The organism is Herminiimonas arsenitoxidans, from assembly GCF_900130075.1.
In the GTDB taxonomy this organism is placed as follows: Bacteria; Pseudomonadota; Gammaproteobacteria; order Burkholderiales; family Burkholderiaceae_D; genus Oxalicibacterium; species Oxalicibacterium arsenitoxidans.
In genome coordinates, this window is sequence record NZ_LT671418.1 from 2842812 (window position 1) to 2863332 (window position 20521).

Sequence of the window (20521 nt, forward strand, 5' to 3'; positions counted from 1 at the left end):
TAATCAAATCTCTCGCTTATCTCCCTGAGTACGCTAACGCCGTGCTCGCACACGGCGCAGGAAAGATCTTCCATCACAATAATTTAGTTGTATCATGCAACTTTATTTGGAAGATAAAAATGCCTGCCGATCATTCTCTCCTCGTCGATTCCATCCGTACTGCTTCGCGCAAGATAGTGCGTGAGCTGGGCTTTATGCAGCCGACGCTGGCTGCTACGCCTTATCCACCGTCGGCTGTGCATGCGATTTTGGAAATCGGCGCGCAGTCTGCGCTGACGGCGGCACAACTGGCGGACCTTTTGAGTCTGGAGAAGTCCAGTATTAGCCGTATGGTGCGCAAGCTGGTCGAAGCTGGTGAATTGCAGGAAACGGTCAGTAACGACGATGCGCGAGCGAAGCAGCTGACGCTGACCGCACAGGGACGGCGCACGTTGACCGCGATCCACAAGTTTGGCCGGCGGCAAGTCTCCACTGCCTTGGCGCAGATGACGCTGGCTGAGCAGAAGGTGGTGGGGCAGGGAATGGACGCTTACGCGCAAGCGCTAGAGGCACATCGTCTCGGCAAGCCGGCAGTAACGCCGGTCAAGCCATTTCAGATCAAGTCGGGTTATCGTCCTGGCGTGATTGGTCGAGTGACGGAGATGCACGCTTCTTTTTATGCGCGCAGCGCCGGCTTCGGTCAGTTCTTCGAAAGCCAGGTGGCAGCTGGCATGGCCGAGTTCGTTCCTCGTCTGGAAAATTCGCGTAATGGCTTATGGCTGGCTTTGCACGAGGACAGAATTGCCGGAGCGATTGCTATAGATGGCGAGGATTTGAAAAACAACTCGGCGCATCTGCGCTGGTTCATCGTGGATGAAAGTTTGCGCGGTGCAGGAGCGGGGCATGCTTTACTGAAAGCAGCCGTCGCATTCTGTGATCGGCAGCGCTTTGCTTCGATACAGCTATGGACATTTCAGGGACTGGATGCTGCGCGTGCACTGTATGAAAGTGTCGGTTTTTCTTTAGTCGAGGAGCGCCCTGGCAGTCAGTGGGGCAAAGAGGTTATCGAGCAACGTTTCGTGCGTTGAGATAGTGATTTTCACCGCGAGAAATTTGCAGTTTTGTGAATCAGTAAATCATGAACTCAGCCTCTATCTTAGGCTGAGCTAAAAATAGAGACTGAGTTCAATTCCTGCAGTTGATGCTTACTTCTTTTGCTTCAACAACGGTGCCAGATACTTGCCGGTAAAGCTAGCTGGATTCTTCGCCAGATCTTCCGGTGTGCCGGTGCCGATCACCTGACCGCCGCCTGCGCCACCTTCCGGTCCCATATCGATCAACCAGTCAGCTGTTTTGATCACGTCCAGATTGTGTTCAATGATCACGACAGTATTGCCTTGATCGCGCAAACGATGAATCACTTTCAGCAGCAAATCGATATCGTGGAAATGCAAACCAGTGGTTGGTTCATCCAGGATGTAGAGCGTGCGGCCGGTATCGCGTTTCGATAATTCCAGCGACAGTTTGACGCGTTGTGCTTCACCGCCGGACAAGGTGGTGGCGCTTTGACCCAGGCGTATATAACCGAGGCCCACGTCCAGCAAGGTTTGCAATTTGCGTGCAATCACAGGCACCGGTTTGAAGAAGACGTGCGCTTCTTCCACCGTCATGCTTAGCACTTCGGTGATGCTCTTGCCTTTGTACTGAATTTCCAGCGTCTCGCGGTTGTAGCGATTGCCGTGGCAGACGTCGCACGGCACATACACGTCCGGCAAGAAGTGCATCTCGACCTTGATCACGCCATCGCCCTGACAGGCTTCACAACGACCACCTTTGACGTTGAAGGAGAAACGTCCAGCCGAATAGCCGCGTTCTTTCGAGGTCGGCACCGTCGCAAACAAATCACGGATAGGCGTGAACAAGCCGGTGTAGGTCGCAGGATTGGAACGTGGAGTACGACCGATAGGCGCTTGATCGACAGAGATCACTTTGTCGAAATGTTCAAAGCCGCTAATCGATTCATGTGCTGCTGGTTCTGCTTGCGAGCCGTACAGATGGCGTGACGCCGCGTGGTACAGCGTATCGTTGACCAGCGTCGATTTGCCGGAACCCGATACGCCGGTGACGCAAGTCAGCAAGCCGACTGGCAATTCCAGTGTGACGTTTTTCAGATTGTTGCCGGTCGCGCCGGTGATGACAAACTGCTTCTTCGGATTGATCGGTGTGCGTTTCTTCGGCACGGCAATGCCGAGTGTGCCGTTCAGATATTGTGCGGTCAGCGAGGTCTTGCTTTTGAGGATGTCTTTCAGTGTACCTTCGGCAATGACTTCACCACCGTGCACGCCTGCGCCTATGCCCATATCGACTACATAGTCGGCGCAGCGGATGGCATCTTCATCGTGTTCAACGACCAGCACACTGTTGCCGATGTCGCGCAAATGCTTGAGCGTTTCGATCAGTCTGTCGTTGTCGCGCTGGTGCAAACCGATGGACGGTTCATCGAGTACGTACATGACGCCAGTCAGGCCGGAGCCGATTTGTGAGGCTAGACGAATACGTTGCGCTTCGCCACCAGACAAAGTATCGGCACTGCGTTCCAGCGACAGATAATCAAGGCCGACGTTATTCAAGAACTTCAGGCGTGAAACGATTTCCTTGACGATACGATCGGCGATTTCTTTCTTCGCGCCGGTCAAGGTCAGGGTTTCAAAGAATTCCAGCGTCTGACGCAAAGGTGTGGCCGCGACTTCATAAATGGCGCGCTTCTGTGCGCCGTTGCCGACCAGCACGTTGCGTGCTTCGACGCGCAGACGCGCACCGTTGCAGCTAGGGCATTCTTTTTCATTGATGAACTTGGCCAGTTCTTCTTTCACGGCCATCGAATCGGTTTCGCGATAACGACGCTGCAGATTGTTCACGACGCCTTCGAACTCATGCTCGCGGATAACGGTGCGGCCTTTTTCGTTGACGTAGGTGAATGGAATCTTTTGTTTGCCTGAGCCGAACAGCACTGCTTGCTGTGCTGCTTCCGGCAGTTTTTCAAACGGTACGTCGATATCGAATTTGTAGAACTCCGCCAGATTCGACAGCATCTGGAAGTAGAACTGATTGCGTCTATCCCAGCCTTTCACCGCGCCGCTGGCCAGTGACAAATTAGGAAAGGCAACGATGCGCTTCGGATCGAAGAATTCGATATGGCCGAGACCATCGCACTCAGGGCACGCGCCCATAGGATTGTTGAACGAGAACAGACGCGGTTCCAGTTCTTGCAGCGCATAGCCGCAAATCGGGCAGGCGAATTTGTTGGAATACAAATGCTCGACGCCGGTATCCATTTCCAATACCAGTGCGCGGCCTTCGGCCAGGCGCAATGCGGTTTCAAAACTTTCTGCCAGACGTTGCTTGATATCGGCTTTGACCTTGATGCGGTCGATGACGACATCGATAGTATGTTTCTCTGCCTTCTTCAGTTTAGGCAGATCATCGACGTCATAAGTTTTTGCCGCAGCGGTGCCGCTCTGCACGCGGAAGCGGACAAAACCTTGCGCCTGCATTTGCTCGAACAGATCGACGTGTTCGCCTTTGCGGTTGGCGACAACCGGTGCCATGATCATCAGCTTGGTGTCTTCAGGCATCGCGAGTACGGCATCAACCATTTGCGATACCGATTGTGCCGCCAGCGGATTCTCCGGATGGTCGGGGCAATATGGTGTGCCGACGCGTGCGTACAGCAGACGTAGATAATCGTGGATCTCGGTGACGGTGCCGACAGTGGAGCGCGGATTGTGCGACGTAGCTTTTTGCTCGATGGAAATTGCCGGCGACAAGCCTTCGATCAAATCGACATCGGGTTTTTCCATCAGTTGCAAGAACTGGCGCGCATACGAAGACAGCGATTCAACGTAACGACGCTGACCTTCGGCGTACAGCGTATCGAACGCGAGCGACGACTTGCCGGAGCCGGACAAGCCGGTAATCACGATCAGTTTGTTGCGCGGCAAATCCAGATTGATGTTCTTGAGGTTGTGCGTACGCGCACCTCGGATACGAATCTCGTCCATTCACTCTTTCAGCTAGGCTTTTCCGACAGATTCCGGCCTTTTTTGAAGGTCGGGAGCGGGTTAAAACGGGTCAACCTGCTACTATAGCGGGTTTTAAAGCGGGCCGTTAAACCGCTTCTTGTTCTATTTCCCTGCTTACATGTCATCCAATTCATCAAACGACGTCAGTTCCGGTATGACTCGCACCGAAATCCGCGCCAGCACATCGCTTGCGTCGATTTTTGCGTTGCGGATGCTGGGGCTGTTCCTGATTCTGCCGGTCTTTTCCGTTCATGCAAAAAGCTTGCCGGGCGGGGAGAGTGCGACTCTGGTCGGTTTGGCAATGGGGATATACGGTTTGACACAGTCTTTCGGGCAGATACCATTCGGTATCGCCTCGGATAAATACGGACGCAAGCGCATTATCGTCATCGGGCTGATTCTGTTTGCGCTGGGTTCTTTCATTGCCGCTGCGGCCGACAATATCGTCTGGGTCATCATCGGGCGCGCAGTGCAGGGCGCGGGCGCGATTTCTGCTGCAGTCACTGCGTTTATTGCTGATTCGACCAGAGAAGAGCATCGCACCAAGGCAATGGCGATGGTTGGTGGTTCTATCGGACTGACCTTCGCCGGTTCGTTGGTGATTTCGCCTTTGCTGTATCAGGCGATCGGCATGGGTGGCATTTTCGCGCTGACGGGTGGTTTGTCGGTGCTGGCGATTTTTGTTGTCTTATATATAGTTCCTGCCGCACCGGCTTTGCCGCCGAATCGTGTGTCCATACGCGAAATTTTGGCGAATGGCGAATTGATGCGCCTGAACTACGGTGTGTTTGCCTTGCATCTGACGCAAATGGCGATGTTTGTCGTGATGCCGTCCGCCTTGATCCGCTTCGGCCATCTGCCGCTGGCTGAACACTGGAAAATCTATTTGCCGGTGGTGCTGGTTTCTTTCATCTTGATGTTGCCGCCTATCTTTATTGGTGAAAAACGCGGCAAGTCCAAGCAAGTATTTGTCGGCGCGATTGCCTTATTATTAATGGTTCAAATCGGCATGTGGCTGGTGTTGTCACAAACACAGGCGCATTGGACATGGCTGATAGGCTTGTTGCTGGCCTTTTTTATCGCATTCAATATTTTGGAGGCGAGTCAGCCTTCCTTGGTATCACGCATCGCGCCGCCAGGCAGCAAGGGTGCTGCATTGGGCGTCTATAACACCTTGCAGGCACTCGGTTTGTTTTGCGGTGGCGCATTGGGTGGCTGGCTGACGCAACATGTCAGCGGTGCATCTGTCTTTGTTTTGGGTTCAGTATTAACGGTGGCGTGGCTTATAATTGCTGCCAATATGAAAAACGTACCGCGCCGCAGCCAGGTTCAGGCTGCCGTAGTTTAATCGGAGAAATATCTAATGGCATCAGTCAACAAAGTCATCATCGTCGGCAATCTGGGTCGCGATCCTGAAACACGCTATATGCCTAACGGCGAAGCGGTGACCAACGTGGCCGTGGCGACGACGGAAAGCTGGAAAGACAAAAACAGCGGCGACAAAAAAGAAATCACCGAATGGCACCGCATCACCTTCTATCGCAAACTGGCTGAAATCGCCGGTCAATACCTGAAAAAAGGTTCGTCGGTTTATATCGAAGGTCGTTTGCAAACACGCAAGTGGACAGACAAAGACGGCGTTGAGCGTTACACCACAGAAATCATTGCTGACACGATGCAAATGCTGGGCGGTCGTCCAGGCGCAGGTGGCGGTGGTGGCGCTCCGATGGATGATGATTACGGTAGCAGCGCACCAGCGCCGCGTCAGAGTTCGGGCGGTGGCAGCAGCGCACCACGTCCAGCCGCCAAACCGGCAGCATCGAATTTCAACGATATGGATGACGATATTCCTTTCTAATCGATACCTGGTTCTGTAAAGTAAAAAAGCCCCTGTCAGATTCATATCTGGCAGGGGCTTTTTACTGGTCTCGCGAAAGCGTCAGCGTTGATGGCGGGCGCTTTTTTATTCTCCGTTCACTGCATCGAAGTTAATCGCGACGACATGTATTGCAACATTTTATTTGCGGCGCTTGATAGTTTGCGGCCGCTACGTGTAATCAAATGCGCTTCGGCATTTTCCATGACTGGGTGCTTGACCGGGATAGTGAATAACTCACCGGAGGCAAGTTCGCTGCTAACGACGAAGGATGGTAAAAAAGTTACGCCCATTTGCAGGCGAACAAATTGCCGCAAAATGTAGAAGGAATTGGTAGTCAGATTCGGCGTTAGGCGGATTTTCTCCGTTTGTTCGACCAGTTGCAGGATCTGGCGCAGGCCGAAGGTCGTATGATTGAGCGCCATTGGATACGGCAGGAAGTCCTTGATTTCAAACGGGCCTGGCTTGTGCAATAAGGGGAAGTCCGGGCCGACAACGGCATAGATAGGTTGCCTGCTGTACTTGCGTGAGACGATCTTATTGTCGGGAGGCGGATTCATAACCAGCCCCATATCGGCCTCATCTTCACTGACTCTGCGCATGATCTCGCTGGTGCCGCCGACATCGAGCACGACCGAAATATCCTTGTAGTCCGCGCCAAATTTCGCCAATGGCCCGGCCATCATATCGGACACAAATCCTTCTCCCAGAACAATACGGATAGTACCCTTCCGTAGGCCGCGGAGCTCTTGCAGTTCAGCCAGGACATCTGCTTTGTGAGAGTGCTGTTCACGATAGTATTGCGACAAGAGCTTGCCCGCTTCAGTCGGCTTGATGCCTCTTGTGTGACGTTCAATGAGGGTGATCCCGAGTTCTTCTTCGAGGAGCGCGACTTGCCGGCTGACTGCCGAGGGCGCTATGTTGAGTGCATCTGCGGCCGCACGCATGGTGCCACGCTGGATCGATTCGAACAGATAAACAAGACGTGCTTCATTGAGTGTTTCGTACATATCGTCGACTTCCATGTTCTAATAATTAGAATGAATTTTATGATCCATTGCAATTAATTATAGATCAGAATCTCGGCAGAATCAGCGCCTGCTCAGAGCGGCTGATGCAATCTTTTTTAGCAAAATTAAGAGGCGAGACGATGGGAAAAACAATTGAAGTAGGTGGAATGCCAAGTGGCAACAGTCTTCCTCGCTTTGTGAAATTGTATGTTTGCGCGGCCATTATTTTGGTCATTGCCGAGTTGATCGGTTCCTTTACGTTCAATATTGGTCCCGGCAAGGTGGTCTTGTTGCCTATGATTTGGGCCCTGCTGATAGGCGCCATATTGGGGTTGTCCAAAAACGTACTTCCTGCGCCCGTGCGTATCGACACCGTGATGCAATTTGATGCGGCCAAAATTCTGCAGCCGGCACTGTTGCTGTTTGTCGCCAAGCTCGGTTTGTTGGTTGGCTCATCCTTGCCGCAGATCGTGGAATCGGGCTGGGCTTTGGTGTTTCAGGAGTTCGGACATTTTGTCGGCACGATACTGATTGGTTTGCCGCTGGCTTTGCTGCTGGGTATCAAGCGTGAGGCTATCGGTGCGACGTTTTCCGTCGGACGCGAACCTAGCCTGGCCATCATTGGTGAGAAGTACGGTATGGATTCTCCCGAAGGGCGTGGGGTATTGGCAGAATATCTGACCGGTACAGTGTTTGGTGCGCTGTTCATCGCAGTGTTGGCAGGTTTCATCGCCAGTTTGAATATCTTTCATCCGGTTGCCCTGGCTATGGGTTCCGGCGTAGGTTCCGGCAGCATGATGGCGGCCGCGTCTGGCGCGATCGCCGCGCAACAAACACCGGAGATGGCCAAGCAAGTCATGACCTTTGCTGCGGCGAGCAATCTGATCACCACAACCATCGGTACCTACTTCACACTGTTCATCTCGCTGCCACTGGCAGTGTGGGGATATCGCGTGCTGGAGCCGATACTTGGTCGCACCACCACAGCATCCGTTACGCAAAAAGAAACTGCCGTTGAGCATGTCGTCGATCACGGCGGTGCACTTGGTCCTGTCGGTGTCTGTTTCGCTTGGGCGTTGTCTGGCGGCTTGACCTTGATAGGCGACTGGATCGCCCATGGCAGTAATCCGATTGCAGCGTTGCCGGGAATGTTGATTGTTTTATTTGCAGTGATGGTCGGCGTGTTAGCGAATAAATCTTTCGGTAAGAAAATCCCCGCCGTGTGCTGGGTGTCGCTGATCGCCATGCTTCTGACCGCTCCGATCTGTCCGTGGGCGCCGCAGATTGCGGAGATGACCGGCAAGATTAGTTTCCTCGCATTCATCACACCGATGCTGACTTTTGCGGGCCTGTCCATCGCCAAGGATATTCCAGCGTTTCGTCGTCTCGGTTGGCGCATCGTCGTGGTGTCCTTCGCGGCGAATGCAGGAACTTTCCTCGGCGCTACGGTGATCGCGCAGTTCTTCCACCATTGAACACATCTATTAATAGATTGAAGAAAAGGTAAAAAATGTCTCTGGATAAGAATCTCATCGCAGACATGATCAAGTGGCGACACACTTTTCATGCCTCTCCGGAATTGGCTTTCGAAGAAGTTTCAACTGCTCAGCTGGTTGCCTCGGTGTTACGTGAAAATGGTATTGCTGTTGAAGAAGGTGTGGGTCGTACCGGTGTAGTCGGAACGCTGAAACGTGGTGACGGACCAAAGATTGGACTGCGCGCCGATATGGATGCGCTTCCGTTATCTGAAAAAAACGACTTTGCCCACAAATCGCAGCACGAAGGGAAGATGCACGCCTGTGGTCATGACGGTCATACGGCAATGTTGCTCGGTGCTGCAGTCGCACTCAGCAAGAATACCGAATGGACAGGTACGATTAACTTCATCTTTCAACCGGCCGAAGAAGCCGCTGGTGGCGGCCGTGTCATGATCGAAGATGGTTTGTTTGAACGTTTCCCATGCGACATGGTGTTTGGCATGCATAACTGGCCTGGCGTGCCTATGGGGCGTTTTGCCATCAATCACGGACCGATGATGGCATCTTTCGATACGTTTGAAATCACCATCCAGGGTGTCGGCAGCCATGCAGCGATGCCGGAGCGCAGTATCGACTCGCTGGTTTGTGCCAGCCAGTTGGTGCTGGCTTTGCAAACCATCGTTAGCCGTCGCTTGCCGCCGCAGGAGACTGCGGTTGTCAGCGTTACTCAAATTCACGGTGGTGAAGCCTGGAATGTATTGCCCGACACGGCAGTCATCCGCGGCACTGTACGTTGCTTTTCCGCGAGTACCCAGCGTCGTATTCATGATCTGTTGACAGAGATTAGCAGCGGCATTGCGCAATCCAACGGTGCAAGCGCAACGGTGTCTTACCGTTATGCCTATCCGGCGACGATTAACTCTCATAACGAAACCGATATCGCTATTCGCGCTGCGAGCGCGGTGGTTGGAAAAGATAAAGTCGAGTGGGATTGTGTGCCGTCGATGGCGTCGGAAGACTTTTCCTTTATGCTCAACAGCAAGCCAGGTGCCTATATATGGATGGGTGTCGATCGCGACGAAACGATCCCTTTGCACAATCCGCATTATGATTTCAATGACGATACTATCGAGCTCGGGGCGTCGTTCTGGATCGAACTGGTACGCGATGTGATGGGCACGAGTGCCACGACCGCTGATGCAAGCGTAACAGCTGCAGTTGCCGCGTAATTACCTCACCTGAGAAGGAAACAGCATGGCAATCAGTGTATTCGAACTGTTTAAGATAGGCATAGGTCCCTCCAGCTCTCATACGGTAGGGCCGATGCGGGCTGCTGCCACCTTCGCCAACGGTTTGAAAGAAAACGGCCTACTGGATTCCACATACAGTATTAAGGCAGAGTTGTTTGGCTCACTGGGTGCGACCGGAAAAGGTCATGGTAGTGACAAGGCGGTGCTGCTCGGGCTGCTGGGCGAAGCTCCCGATCTGGTCGATATCGACACGATTGAGGCCAAGCTTGCCCAGATCCGCAGCAGCGCCAGTATCAAGCTGCTGGGGGAGCGAGAAGTCGCTTTCATTGAAAAGGAACACTTGCTGTTTTACCGGCGGCGTATATTGCCGTATCACACCAACGGCATGTGTTTCACTGCCTACGATGCGAATCAGGCTGAGCTTGTCAGCAAAGTGTATTACTCGATCGGTGGCGGCTTTGTAGTCAATGAAAATGCTGCCGCAGAAGACCGTCTCGTACCAGACAGCACGAATCAGCCCTATCAATTTAATAGCGGCGCAGACCTGTTGAGGCTGTGCGCAGCCAACAACATCTCGATCAGCCAATTGATGATGGAGAACGAAAAAGTTTGGCGTTCCGAAGAAGAGATTCGCAGCGGCCTGCTAAAAATCTGGCATGTGATGCAGGACTGTGTCACGCGCGGTTGCGAGCAGGAAGGTACCTTGCCTGGGCCTATGCAAGTTCGACGTCGTGCAGCTGCTTTGCATCAGAGGTTGCTGACGCAGTCGGAAGGTGGTGTGAGTGATCCACTGACTACTCTCGATTGGGTCAATCTATACGCACTGGCGGTAAATGAAGAAAACGCCACGGGCGGCCGTGTCGTCACCGCGCCGACCAATGGCGCGGCCGGCATTATTCCAGCGGTGCTGCACTACTACCATCGTTTTGTGCCGGGTGCGAACGACGATGGCATCGTACGTTTTTTGCTGACTGCAGCAGCGATCGGCATACTGTACAAAGAGAACGCTTCGATCTCCGGGGCGGAAGTCGGGTGCCAGGGAGAAGTTGGAGTGGCATGCTCTATGGCTGCAGGAGGCTTGGCTGAAGTAATGGGCGGCACGCCGGAGCATGTTGAAAACGCAGCTGAAATCGGCATGGAACATAACCTCGGTCTGACCTGCGATCCGATTGGAGGATTGGTACAGGTGCCCTGTATCGAGCGTAACGCAATGGGGTCGGTCAAAGCCATCAATGCAGTGCGCATGTCCTTGCACGGTGACGGACGGCATTTTGTGTCGCTTGATAATGTGATTAAAACCATGCGCGAGACCGGCGCAGACATGAAAACGAAGTACAAGGAAACATCACGCGGCGGCCTTGCAGTCAATGTGATCGAATGCTGAAGGAGTTTTTCGAAAAGCCGCTCATGTGAAACTACCGTTTTAATATCTGCCTGCACTGTATGTATCAATAAGAATGCGAAGCTCTCTCTGAGGCTTCGCATTTTTTGTTTGGGCTATCAAAAATTATCTTCCGGCTTGCGGTTCATCATGAGTCGCCTGCATGAGTCTTGGGCTTGGCTTATCGCAAAGAGCAATTCGTGTCTTTCAAATACTGATTTCGACAATGAGTTGTTCGTTGTTGAACAAGATCGCATCACTCTTCTCTCCTAGTATCGCTAAATCAAACCAGTGGCTGACATGCTGGTTTGTTTAGTCGTGTGTTCAAACACGTAGAGATAAAAATATCGGAGGAGAGACAATGAAGGAAGTTGCGCGATTTACTTTAAAGAAAGAGTGTTCCATCAGGTTGGTAAAGCATGCTGCCATAGGTGGCGTACTAGGCTTGGCCGCATCGGTATTTTCTATGAGTGCCTTTGCACAGACCTCTGTGCAGGTAAGCGGCATGCTCGATGTCTATGCCGGGGCTACCAAGAATAGTGGTGATGCGCGGAGCACATCGGGCGTGAACAGCAGCGGCATGGAAACCTCATGGTGGGGTGTCAAGGGAACGGAAGAGTTGGGTGGTGGCTTGCGGGCGCATTTTGCGTTGACCGGTTTCTTGCGACCTGATGTTGGCGCTCTGGGACGTTTCAATTCTGACTCAGCGTTCGCGCGGGATGCCAACGTGGGGCTTTCCGGTTCATTTGGGCGCGTGTCTCTGGGACGAGATGTGGCGCCGAACTTCATTCCTACATTGAGCTTCAGCCCGTTCGGAGGTTCATTCGCATTCTCGCCACTGGAACTGCATACACAGACGCCTTCAGGTCGCTATCGTGGTCAGGCCTGGTCGCCAACCGTGTCCGGCGATACGGGTTGGAGCAATCAGATCATGTATGTCACGCCGAAACTCGGCGGATTTACTACCAGCCTGTTCTTTCAATTTGGCGAGCAGGCAGGAAATGCGAGCAAGAACAACTACGGCGCGAATACCATGTATGAGAGTGGGCCGCTTTCTTTCGGTGCCTACTTTCAATCTGTAAAGGTCAATAACCCACTCGATCCAGTTACCAATGGTGCTTCCCAGGTTTTCACGTTTACTCCGTACAACCAGGTGACCGGCGCGACTTATACGTTGTCTGCGTCCAAGAATGACACCTGGTTTGTCGGTGGCGCTTATGACCTGCAATTCATGAAGCTCTTTGGCACACTGAACTATGGGACGAGCCGCTTGATTGGGGCGGCGGACGACAGCCAATATGATCTGAAATCGAATACGGTGCAATTGGGTACCAGCGTGCCTGTGGGTAAAGGTTCTGTTTTGTTCTCTTGGGCTCGCACCAATGTGAAGGCCGATGGCAACTTCAGTGCCGTATTGGGCAGCTCGGGTGTAAAGTCGTCGATCATTCGTAATACGGCCTCGCTGGGGTATGACTACTTTTTCTCCAAACGTACCGATGTGTATAGCGTGGTCAGTTACGACAAGCTGACAGAGCAATCCAGTGGAATCAGTTTTGGCGTGGGCATACGTCAGCGCTTCTAAGGTATTCATCAGGGCGGTTCACATATGCTGCCCTGATGAAGCAATGTCTAGCTTCAGTATTCCTGTAAACATTTGACGGTGCGCGTTACTGAAATCTGCGCGCGCTGTTGCCTATGTTGTTTGATTGTCTTCGCTCTACAGCATTTTGCATCGGCATCAACTGAATTCCCGTAAAATCTCACCTAACGACACTTGGTGACGATTGCTTGCTTGTTGCAAAGACTTCTAAGGAGCCTAGTGGCTCCGTTTTTCATTGCGGAACGATTATTGCGTGTAGGCAAATCATTCTTGCCTAAGTTTTTCTACCATTCGCTCTGATCGCTAGCGTATCAACGCTGATGCGCTGCTTCAAGAGATCATGGCTTGCATGATACTGTTTCCTGAATAAGATCAATCAATGAATACACCTTTCCTGAAAAATGCGCTGGTGCTGGGTTTGCTGTCCGCCATCGGTCCGTTCGCCATTGATATGTATTTGCCGGCTTTGCCGTCGATAGGGCAAACCTTGGGTGCGTCCACGAGTGGCGTGCAGGCAAGTCTGATGGCATTTTTCATTTCGCTAGGCATAGGCCAGATCATCTATGGTCCGATTTCGGACATGATGGGGCGCAAGTTGCCGCTTTATTTTGGTCTGATACTTTTTGCTGTTTGCAGTGTGGGTTGTGCGCTGGCACCGGACATTCAAACCTTGATCGTTTTGCGCTTCCTGCAAGGATTGGGTGCGAGCGCAGGCATGGTGATTCCGCGCGCGGTGGTGCGTGATTTACACACAGGTCATGATGCCGCACGATTAATGTCGCTGTTGATGCTGGTGTTTAGCGTGTCGCCTATTCTTGCGCCGCTCGCCGGTAGCTTTTTGATTGAATGGGCGGGTTGGCGCAGTGTGTTTTGGGCTGTAACGGTGGCAGCTGTGATGGCCTTGGTATTGCTCGCGACCAGTCAAGAAGAGACGCGTCCACCCGAGCAGCGTGTAGATAGCAGTGTGCGCAGCGCGCTTCAGGGTTATGGCTTGCTACTGCGCGATCGCCACTTTTTGGGTTTGGTATTCATCGGTGCTTTTGGTATTTCCAGTTTCTTTGCTTATCTGGCCAATTCATCGTTTGTGCTGATTGATCACTATGGCCTGACACCACGGCAATACAGTATTGCCTTTGCTGCCAATGCGGCGGCCTTTATCGGGGTGTCGCAATTTACCGGACGCTTAAGTGCGCGTTTTGGCTTGGTGCCGGTAGTAAAGGTTGCCGTAGTGGGTTATGCGTTGGTGATGAGTTTGCTGCTTGCAATCAATCTGATAGGCATAGATCGTTTGGATGTGATGTTAGTGATGTTATTTGTCGGTTATGGCTTCCTTGGTTTGGTGGTGCCAACGACATCGGTGCTTGCATTGGAGGAGCACGGTGCCATCGCAGGTACGGCTTCGGCATTGATGGGGACGCTGCAATTCGTGACGGGTGCTTTGGTGATGGCCTTCGTGGGCTTATTTGTAGACGGTAGCGCAAGGCCTATGGTGGTGGGTATTGCAGTTTGCTCACTGGTGGCCTTGGCAATGTCGTGGATAACCTTGAGTAAGGCGAGATTGCACGGCAATAAATAAGGGCTCGCATGTTTGTTACCGCACAGATTAAATCAGGCATGTCGATGCAAAATTGCCATGAGCTAGTAATGCGTGCATGATTCTTTATCCGCTATCCAAACAAGACGCTTCAGTCTTCCCATAAGAACAATTTAAAAAGAGAACTCTTGATGGTAATATCCTTATTTCAACGCAGCAAAGTCACTCGAAAAATCGCACTGTCGATTTTTGCATTCTCTACTGCCGTGACTGCACATGCGCAGACGGCGTCCAGTCCTTTCAGTGATTTGATTACAGAGCCTGGTGGTGCCGGACTGGGCGCTGTCATGCGCATGGAAAAATCTCCTTATATCGGTGGTGGTGTGCGGCGCGATTTGCTGCCGCTCTATCTATATGAGGGCGAACATGTTTCCGTGCAGGCGAATCGCATCGGTATCAAATACGTTCCGGATGCAGAACAGCGCTTTGACGTTTTCTTTCGCCGGCGTCTGGAAGGATTTCCTGAAGATGGAAAAATTCCTGTCTTGAGCGGGATGACGGCACGTAGCACCGGTGTTGATCTGGGATTTACTTATCGTTATCAACAACCGTGGGGGACGCTCTATGCGTCGCTTTTGCATGATGTCAGTGGCACTTCGAATGGTAATGAGCTTGAGCTTGAATATGCCTATGATTGGCGTTCGGGTCGATTGACCTTGCGTCCTAGCGTGGGTATCTCCATGCGCGACTCCAAGCTCAATAACTATTACTACGGCGTGCTATCGAGTGAAGCGACTGCAAGCCGACCTGCTTATAGGTCGGGGGCAGGCACCAATGTTTCGCTGAATTTGTATAGCTCTTACGATGTGACGGAACGCTGGCGCTTGTTGGCAGGTGTATCGCTGACATCCTTGAGTAGCGATATAAAAGATAGCCCAATTGTGCGCAAAGGCCTGCAACCATCGTTCTTCATCGGTGCTGCTTACGATTTTGGTAGTTACAAGAAATTGTGGGCAGATGAAAAAACGCCGACGTATGTGCGCGTTCTGTATGGCCGAGCCGGCGCTGATAGCTGTCACTTGGCGAAAATCCTGACTTTCAAATGTGCCGACTTGGATAAGACGAATCCAACCAGCATCATGGGTGTGCACATCGGTAAACCGTTTATCGAGAAGCTCAACGGTTGGCCGCTTGATTTTGTCGGTTATGCCGGTGTGGTGTATCACGACGATAGAAACTTGCAGGCTAACGGCGTGCAGGTCGATCTGTTCATGAAGGCCTATTACTACGGCTTGCCGTGGAACGATAGAGTCAAGACACGTCTCGGTTTTGGATTGGGGGCTTCATTCGCCAATCGTGTGCCGTACACCGAAGCGAGTAGTCAGGCCGCGCGTGATCGACCTACCTCGCGCTTGTTGAATTATCTGGACCCGACGATAGACGTGAGTCTGGGTGATTTGATCGGCTCGCGAGCATTGAAGGATGCATATGTTGGTGTCGGTGTGTCGCACCGTTCAGGCATCTTCGGTTCGTCTCGCCTGCTTGGCAGCGTGAATGGTGGCTCGAACTACCTCTACACTTATTTTGAAATGAAAATCTAATCACTGAGTCCGTCACATGATGTTTGTGTGGCGGACTTTTGTTTTGCCGTCTTGAGAACAGAGTTGATCGACTGAGTTTCAATGCACTTAGGTGTGCGTCTATGTGAGTCTCGATACTCATTCCTGTCTTATCACACAGCGTTTTCTCCCTCTTCAAACACCGTCTTCGCTCCATCCTTCTTCTACTAGTACGTAGTGTGTCATTGCCGTGATTTCTGCAGCGTGTGTTGCGGGAAACCTAGTGTGATGTGCGTCAACACGTAATGCATAACCGTCAGATTTTTGAACTAAACGACTACAAAAGATAAGTAGCCAGTCATAGATGACTGTTCTCTTCCAAAGAAAGTTCAAGAAGCCATAAATCTTGAAATACAGAACATTTTGTTCCGAACGTTACGTTACAAGTAACACGGAACACGCTATTCAAGACCGTAAGAATAGCGATGACATTCCTTTAATTTTCAATTCAAGTATTTGATTTTTAAGTGGTTTTTAAAAAACAAAAAAAATGTAAAACGCCTTTTTCCGATTGGCATGCAATTTGCCACTTGGAAAGTACGGGTCTTCATATTTGAATTAAAACGAGGGGAACGAGGATGAACAACTTACAGAAAACAATGATGAGCACCGCGCTCCTTTCAGCCATTGTGTTGATGAGCGGTTGCACCACCACTAAAACGGTTGGTAGCGGCTCTAGCAGTTCAGGCGATAACAGCACACCAGCCAAGGTAACGACGACAGGGGTGATCGTCGACAAGACCGGTAATCTGGTTTCGGCAGTCGGCGGCGCAGTATCCGGCGTCGGTACAACAGTTGGAAACCTAAACTTGCCGATTGTTCCTAAACAAACGCAAACAGATTTGGGCAAGGTGGTTGTTGATGGCGGTGGCATCGTTACCGTACTCGGCAATGGCATTAGCAGCGGTCTGGGCCAGATGGGTTTGATCGACAATCCAGTCGGCGTGACGCTGGCCAATACCGGCAATGTCGTTGATCAAACCGGGGTAACTGTACGTAGTGCAGGGACACTGGTTACCAATCTCGGTAGTGGCGAACTGTCAGTACTGGCGCCGGTGACAACACCGGTCGGTGGCTTGGTTACGAATGTCGGTCAGACTGTTTCCAACATCTCTGTGCCATTGACAACCTTGCTTGCTACTGGCCCTGTCGAAAGAATTACACAGACGCTCAGTCATACAATTGTTCCACTCACCGACAACGTCACAAACTTGACGCAAGCTGTGGGTAAAACAACCGGCCTTGGTGTACCAGTTAATAACATCCTCGGCACTGTGGGCGGCAACGTTCTTGGTAACGTCGGCGGCACTCTGACAAAAAGCGGCGTACCTGTCGTGAACAATCTGGGTGGTGTAGTCGTTGCACTCGGCAATGTGGTGACATCGACTGGCATTCTGGTTCACGAAAAAGATTCGCAATCGCTTGGATTAGGCATCTTGTTCACGAACCTGGGCAATCTTGCGAACCCTTCTAATGTTTCTGGAAGTGGTGATTTGCTCGCGTTGTTGTCGCCCATCGTTAATCCACTGTTCGGTGGTGGCTTGGGTGGCATCGGTGGTATAGGCGGAATAGGTGGCACGACTAATATCCTGTCGCCAGTCATCGCCATCGTGAATCCATTGTTGGGTGGCGGTTTGGGCGGTATCGGTGGAATTGGCGGTACGACCAACATCCTCGCTCCAGTCTTTAACATCGTCGATCCATTACTTGGTGGCTTGGGCGGTACCGGCGGTACGACTAACATCCTGTCGCCAGTCTTCAACATCGTCAATCCATTGCTTGGTGGTTTGGGGGGCATAGGTGGCGGTACAGGTGGTGCCACCAATATCTTGACGCCAGTTGTTGCCATCCTGGATCCATTGCTGGGTGGCAGCTTGGGTGGCACTCCAGGTAGCGGCAATGTCGGTAATCTGTTGACACCAATCACAGGCTTGCTCAATCCATTGCTCGGTGGTGGCTTGGCTGGTGGCACAGGTACAACGAACTTGTTGTCACCAGTGACCAATATCATTAACCCATTGCTTGGTGGTGGTCTGGCCGGTGGTAGCGGTACAGGTAATTTGTTGGCACCTGTTACAGGTTTGCTTAACCCATTGCTCGGTGGTGGTTTAGCCGGCGGTACAGGTACAACGAACTTGTTGACACCAGTGACGAACATTATCAATCCATTGCTGGGTGGCGGTTTGGCTAGCGGTGCCGGTACGACAAACTTGTTGTCGCCAGTTACCAACATCCTTAACCCTATCGTTGCTCCATTAGTCGCTGGCAATGCGGGCAGCGGTAGCAGTGGCACCACAACTGGCACTAACAATATTCTGTCACCTGTGACTAATACCGTTAGCGCTTTGGTGAACGGATTGCTCGGTAAAAAATAAGATCGTCATTCTCATCCGCAAAATCCCGATCCTTGTGGTCGGGATTTTGTACGAATGGGGGAGCAGTTGATGACACGTAGTCCCGAAGAGGTTTCCGAGCAATGGGCGATAGCAGAAGTCAGATTGTCATCCAATGTCTTATACATAAGTGCGTACTAGGCTGACAAACGGTGCACCAAGAATAAAGATGTCAATAAAGCATGTCGGTTTTAGACAAGTATGAATTCTCGGTAATGTAATTTTCACAAGCGTCAACAAAGCTTGTCCAAGTTATCAGCTTCGAATTCTAAATTATTGATTCTTAGAAACATTGTTTGTCGTTTTTATCCAAAAATACCGCATTTATGGGATGTTCAGACTGACCGGACAAGCTCATTCTTTGAAGCAACTTCACTTGATTAACAATCTGCGCGTCTTTTATTGACATTGCTCGAAGGTCACTTGTTTAAAGTGTAAGACCGTCAGTAAGCACTTACAAAAGATGTCAGCATAAATTGGTAATTTGACTCTTGTCGAAAATCAACTAAGGTTAAAGCCCCCTACGCACTTTGTGCATAAGGCGCTGTGACATCGGGATATGTAGTACTGGAAGGACGCATGTAAGCAACATGCTGACAAAAGGGACTGTATGCAAAGATTCATAGAAAGAGTGGTTGCAGTCTGTCTGACGAGTGCGCTGGGACAATTGGCTTTGATGCCATGTGCAAATGCTGCGGATGCACGCAGCCCAGGCCTGGGTAATCCTCTCGATAGCTTGCCTAAACTGGAGCAGAGTCCAGCTCAGCCAGTCAGTGTTGATATTCAACCGCAAGCACAAGATCCTGCGATGCAACGTCTGCTCGCCAGCCGCATCGTGCCATCGCGCTTCCAGATCGCTGGTGTAGAAACACTTCCCTTTGAGCTCGTCGCCGCCGAATTCGCTCCACTCACAAATCGCGAAGTGACCGTTGCCGAGTTGCTGCAGGCCGCACAAAAAGTCACGCAGCTATATCAACAAGCAGGCTATCCGCTCTCATTCGCTTTTGTTCCCGCCCAAGACTTCAAAAACAATATTGTCGTCATCAATGTGGTGGAAGGTTATGTCAGTACCGTCAAGATCGAAGGCAATCCCGGCGCATCAGAAGAACGCCTGAAGGAGATTGCCGAGCAACTCAAGGAAGATCGCCCACTCCGTCGCGCAACTTTCGAACGCATCACTGGTGTACTCGGCTTGCAACCCGGCATGAGTATCAAGGCGACAGTGAGCCCACCTGTGAATACGGATGGCGCAGCAGAAATGATACTGAACGTGAGTCGTAAACCGATCACGACCGCATTCAGCTTGGATACGGCAACCTCGCATCTGCGCGGCATATTCAGTGCAACGACTAACGGTTTAACGCCGTTGGGAGAACAACTCACGGTAAGTGCACTCGCACCGCCTGGGCCATTGCATGAAAAATATGTAGGGGTGAACTATACGCAACCGATACGTCATCAAGGCATGTTGCTGCAGGTCACGCTATCGGACTACAAAGGGCAACCACAGAATCAGGCTTTGCTCGCACAGCAACTGCAAGCAAATTATGAAACAAAGACGCAACGTGTGAGTGCCAACGTCAGCTATCCGCTGATCTTGAAGCCTAGTCGCACTCTGACAATCTCTGGTGGTATCTACGCTGTGAAGAATGCCACGCGTTACACGCTGAATGTGGCAGCACCAGCGCCAAGTATTGAATTGAGCTCCGATATACGCGCCCTGAGTCTGGAGTTGTCTTCGGCTGAACTGTCAGACAGAAGCAGCACACAATGGTCGCTGGGTGTGTACCAAGGCCTCAACGCATTGGGTGCAGATCAAATCAACGGCAATATCGATCTCAATTTTTTGCGCATCAAAGGTGGCTTCTCGCACAGCAGACAGTTCTCTGACGGATACGGTGCTACGTTCAGCGGCAGCGGGCAATACAGCAACAGTATTCTTCCGTTATCGGAACAGATAGGTTTCGGCGCAAGGCTATTCGGTCTTGCCTATCCCGCCGGTGAAATTGCAGGCGATCAAGGCTGGGGACTCTCGCTGGAATTCAATCGCGCATTTCCCTATAACGGCACCTATCTAAAAAGAATTCAGCCTTACATCCTGGCTGACTCTGCGAGGGTCTATTCAAATTCAGGCACGCTGACTCATAGCCAAATTGCATCCGCCGGTTTCGGTGTGCGCTTTACCGATCAACGTTATTACTCACTGGATTTATCCATCGCGCAACCAGTTGGCGAAATACCCATCAATGCCAGCCGGCGCGCACCGCGATTGAATTTTGCTTATTCATTCCAGATGGATTGAAAGAACAAGAAAGACCA

Annotated in this window: 13 protein-coding genes; 11 read left to right on the top strand and 2 right to left on the bottom strand. The window is 51.6% G+C overall.

The annotated features are described in order from the left end of the window. Positions 1 to 119: 119 nt before the first annotated feature. Positions 120 to 1067, top strand: a complete 948-nt coding sequence (locus tag BQ6873_RS13450; protein WP_076593089.1) for a bifunctional helix-turn-helix transcriptional regulator/GNAT family N-acetyltransferase — start codon at positions 120 to 122, stop codon at positions 1065 to 1067. Positions 1068 to 1184: 117 nt separating this feature from the next. Here the strand turns inward: BQ6873_RS13450 and uvrA are convergent, their stop codons facing one another. Further along, positions 1185 to 4040 carry an excinuclease ABC subunit UvrA gene (gene uvrA / locus BQ6873_RS13455; RefSeq protein WP_076593090.1) on the bottom strand — a complete coding sequence of 952 codons (2856 nt, stop codon included), beginning with the start codon at positions 4038 to 4040 and terminating at the stop codon, positions 1185 to 1187. A gap of 139 nt (positions 4041 to 4179) precedes the next feature. Here uvrA and BQ6873_RS13460 point away from each other — a divergent pair, with 139 nt between their 5' ends. Both BQ6873_RS13460 and ssb read left to right on the top strand, forming a co-directional pair. Further along, positions 4180 to 5409 carry an MFS transporter gene (locus BQ6873_RS13460; protein WP_407928052.1) on the top strand — a complete coding sequence of 410 codons (1230 nt, stop codon included), beginning with the start codon at positions 4180 to 4182 and terminating at the stop codon, positions 5407 to 5409. A gap of 15 nt (positions 5410 to 5424) precedes the next feature. Then, positions 5425 to 5919 (top strand): single-stranded DNA-binding protein, encoded by a 495-nt coding sequence (gene ssb, locus BQ6873_RS13465; RefSeq protein ID WP_076593092.1) that lies wholly within the window; start codon positions 5425 to 5427, stop codon positions 5917 to 5919. A gap of 116 nt (positions 5920 to 6035) precedes the next feature. Here the strand turns inward: ssb and BQ6873_RS13470 are convergent, their stop codons facing one another. Next, positions 6036 to 6947, bottom strand: coding sequence for a LysR family transcriptional regulator (locus BQ6873_RS13470; RefSeq protein ID WP_076594135.1), 912 nt, complete (start codon positions 6945 to 6947; stop codon positions 6036 to 6038). Between the two features lie 140 nt (positions 6948 to 7087). Between BQ6873_RS13470 and BQ6873_RS13475 the strand changes: the two genes are divergently transcribed. The 8 genes from BQ6873_RS13475 to BQ6873_RS13510 all read left to right on the top strand — a co-directional run bounded on the left by BQ6873_RS13475 (position 7088) and on the right by BQ6873_RS13510 (position 20504). Further along, the gene (locus tag BQ6873_RS13475; RefSeq protein WP_076593093.1) at positions 7088 to 8422 is read left to right on the top strand and encodes a DUF3100 domain-containing protein; all 1335 of its coding nucleotides are present in this window, start codon (positions 7088 to 7090) and stop codon (positions 8420 to 8422) included. Positions 8423 to 8457: 35 nt separating this feature from the next. Further along, positions 8458 to 9654: a M20 aminoacylase family protein gene (locus tag BQ6873_RS13480; RefSeq protein ID WP_076593094.1), complete on the top strand. Its 1197-nt coding sequence runs from the start codon at positions 8458 to 8460 to the stop codon at positions 9652 to 9654. Between the two features lie 25 nt (positions 9655 to 9679). After that, positions 9680 to 11059 carry an L-serine ammonia-lyase gene (locus tag BQ6873_RS13485; RefSeq protein ID WP_076593095.1) on the top strand — a complete coding sequence of 460 codons (1380 nt, stop codon included), beginning with the start codon at positions 9680 to 9682 and terminating at the stop codon, positions 11057 to 11059. A 358-nt stretch (positions 11060 to 11417) separates the two neighbouring features. Continuing rightward, positions 11418 to 12638: a porin gene (locus tag BQ6873_RS13490; protein WP_083664467.1), complete on the top strand. Its 1221-nt coding sequence runs from the start codon at positions 11418 to 11420 to the stop codon at positions 12636 to 12638. 397 nt (positions 12639 to 13035) lie between these two features. After that, the gene (locus tag BQ6873_RS13495) at positions 13036 to 14232 is read left to right on the top strand and encodes a multidrug effflux MFS transporter (RefSeq protein ID WP_076593096.1); all 1197 of its coding nucleotides are present in this window, start codon (positions 13036 to 13038) and stop codon (positions 14230 to 14232) included. A 149-nt stretch (positions 14233 to 14381) separates the two neighbouring features. Next, complete coding sequence (locus BQ6873_RS13500; protein ID WP_076593097.1) at positions 14382 to 15791, top strand: MipA/OmpV family protein; 1410 nt, start codon at positions 14382 to 14384, stop codon at positions 15789 to 15791. A gap of 620 nt (positions 15792 to 16411) precedes the next feature. Next, a complete protein-coding gene (locus BQ6873_RS13505) occupies positions 16412 to 18184 on the top strand; it encodes a collagen-like triple helix repeat-containing protein (RefSeq protein WP_231949344.1) in 1773 nt (590 codons plus the stop codon). A 628-nt stretch (positions 18185 to 18812) separates the two neighbouring features. Further along, positions 18813 to 20504: a ShlB/FhaC/HecB family hemolysin secretion/activation protein gene (locus BQ6873_RS13510; protein WP_083664468.1), complete on the top strand. Its 1692-nt coding sequence runs from the start codon at positions 18813 to 18815 to the stop codon at positions 20502 to 20504. Positions 20505 to 20521: the final 17 nt, after the last annotated feature.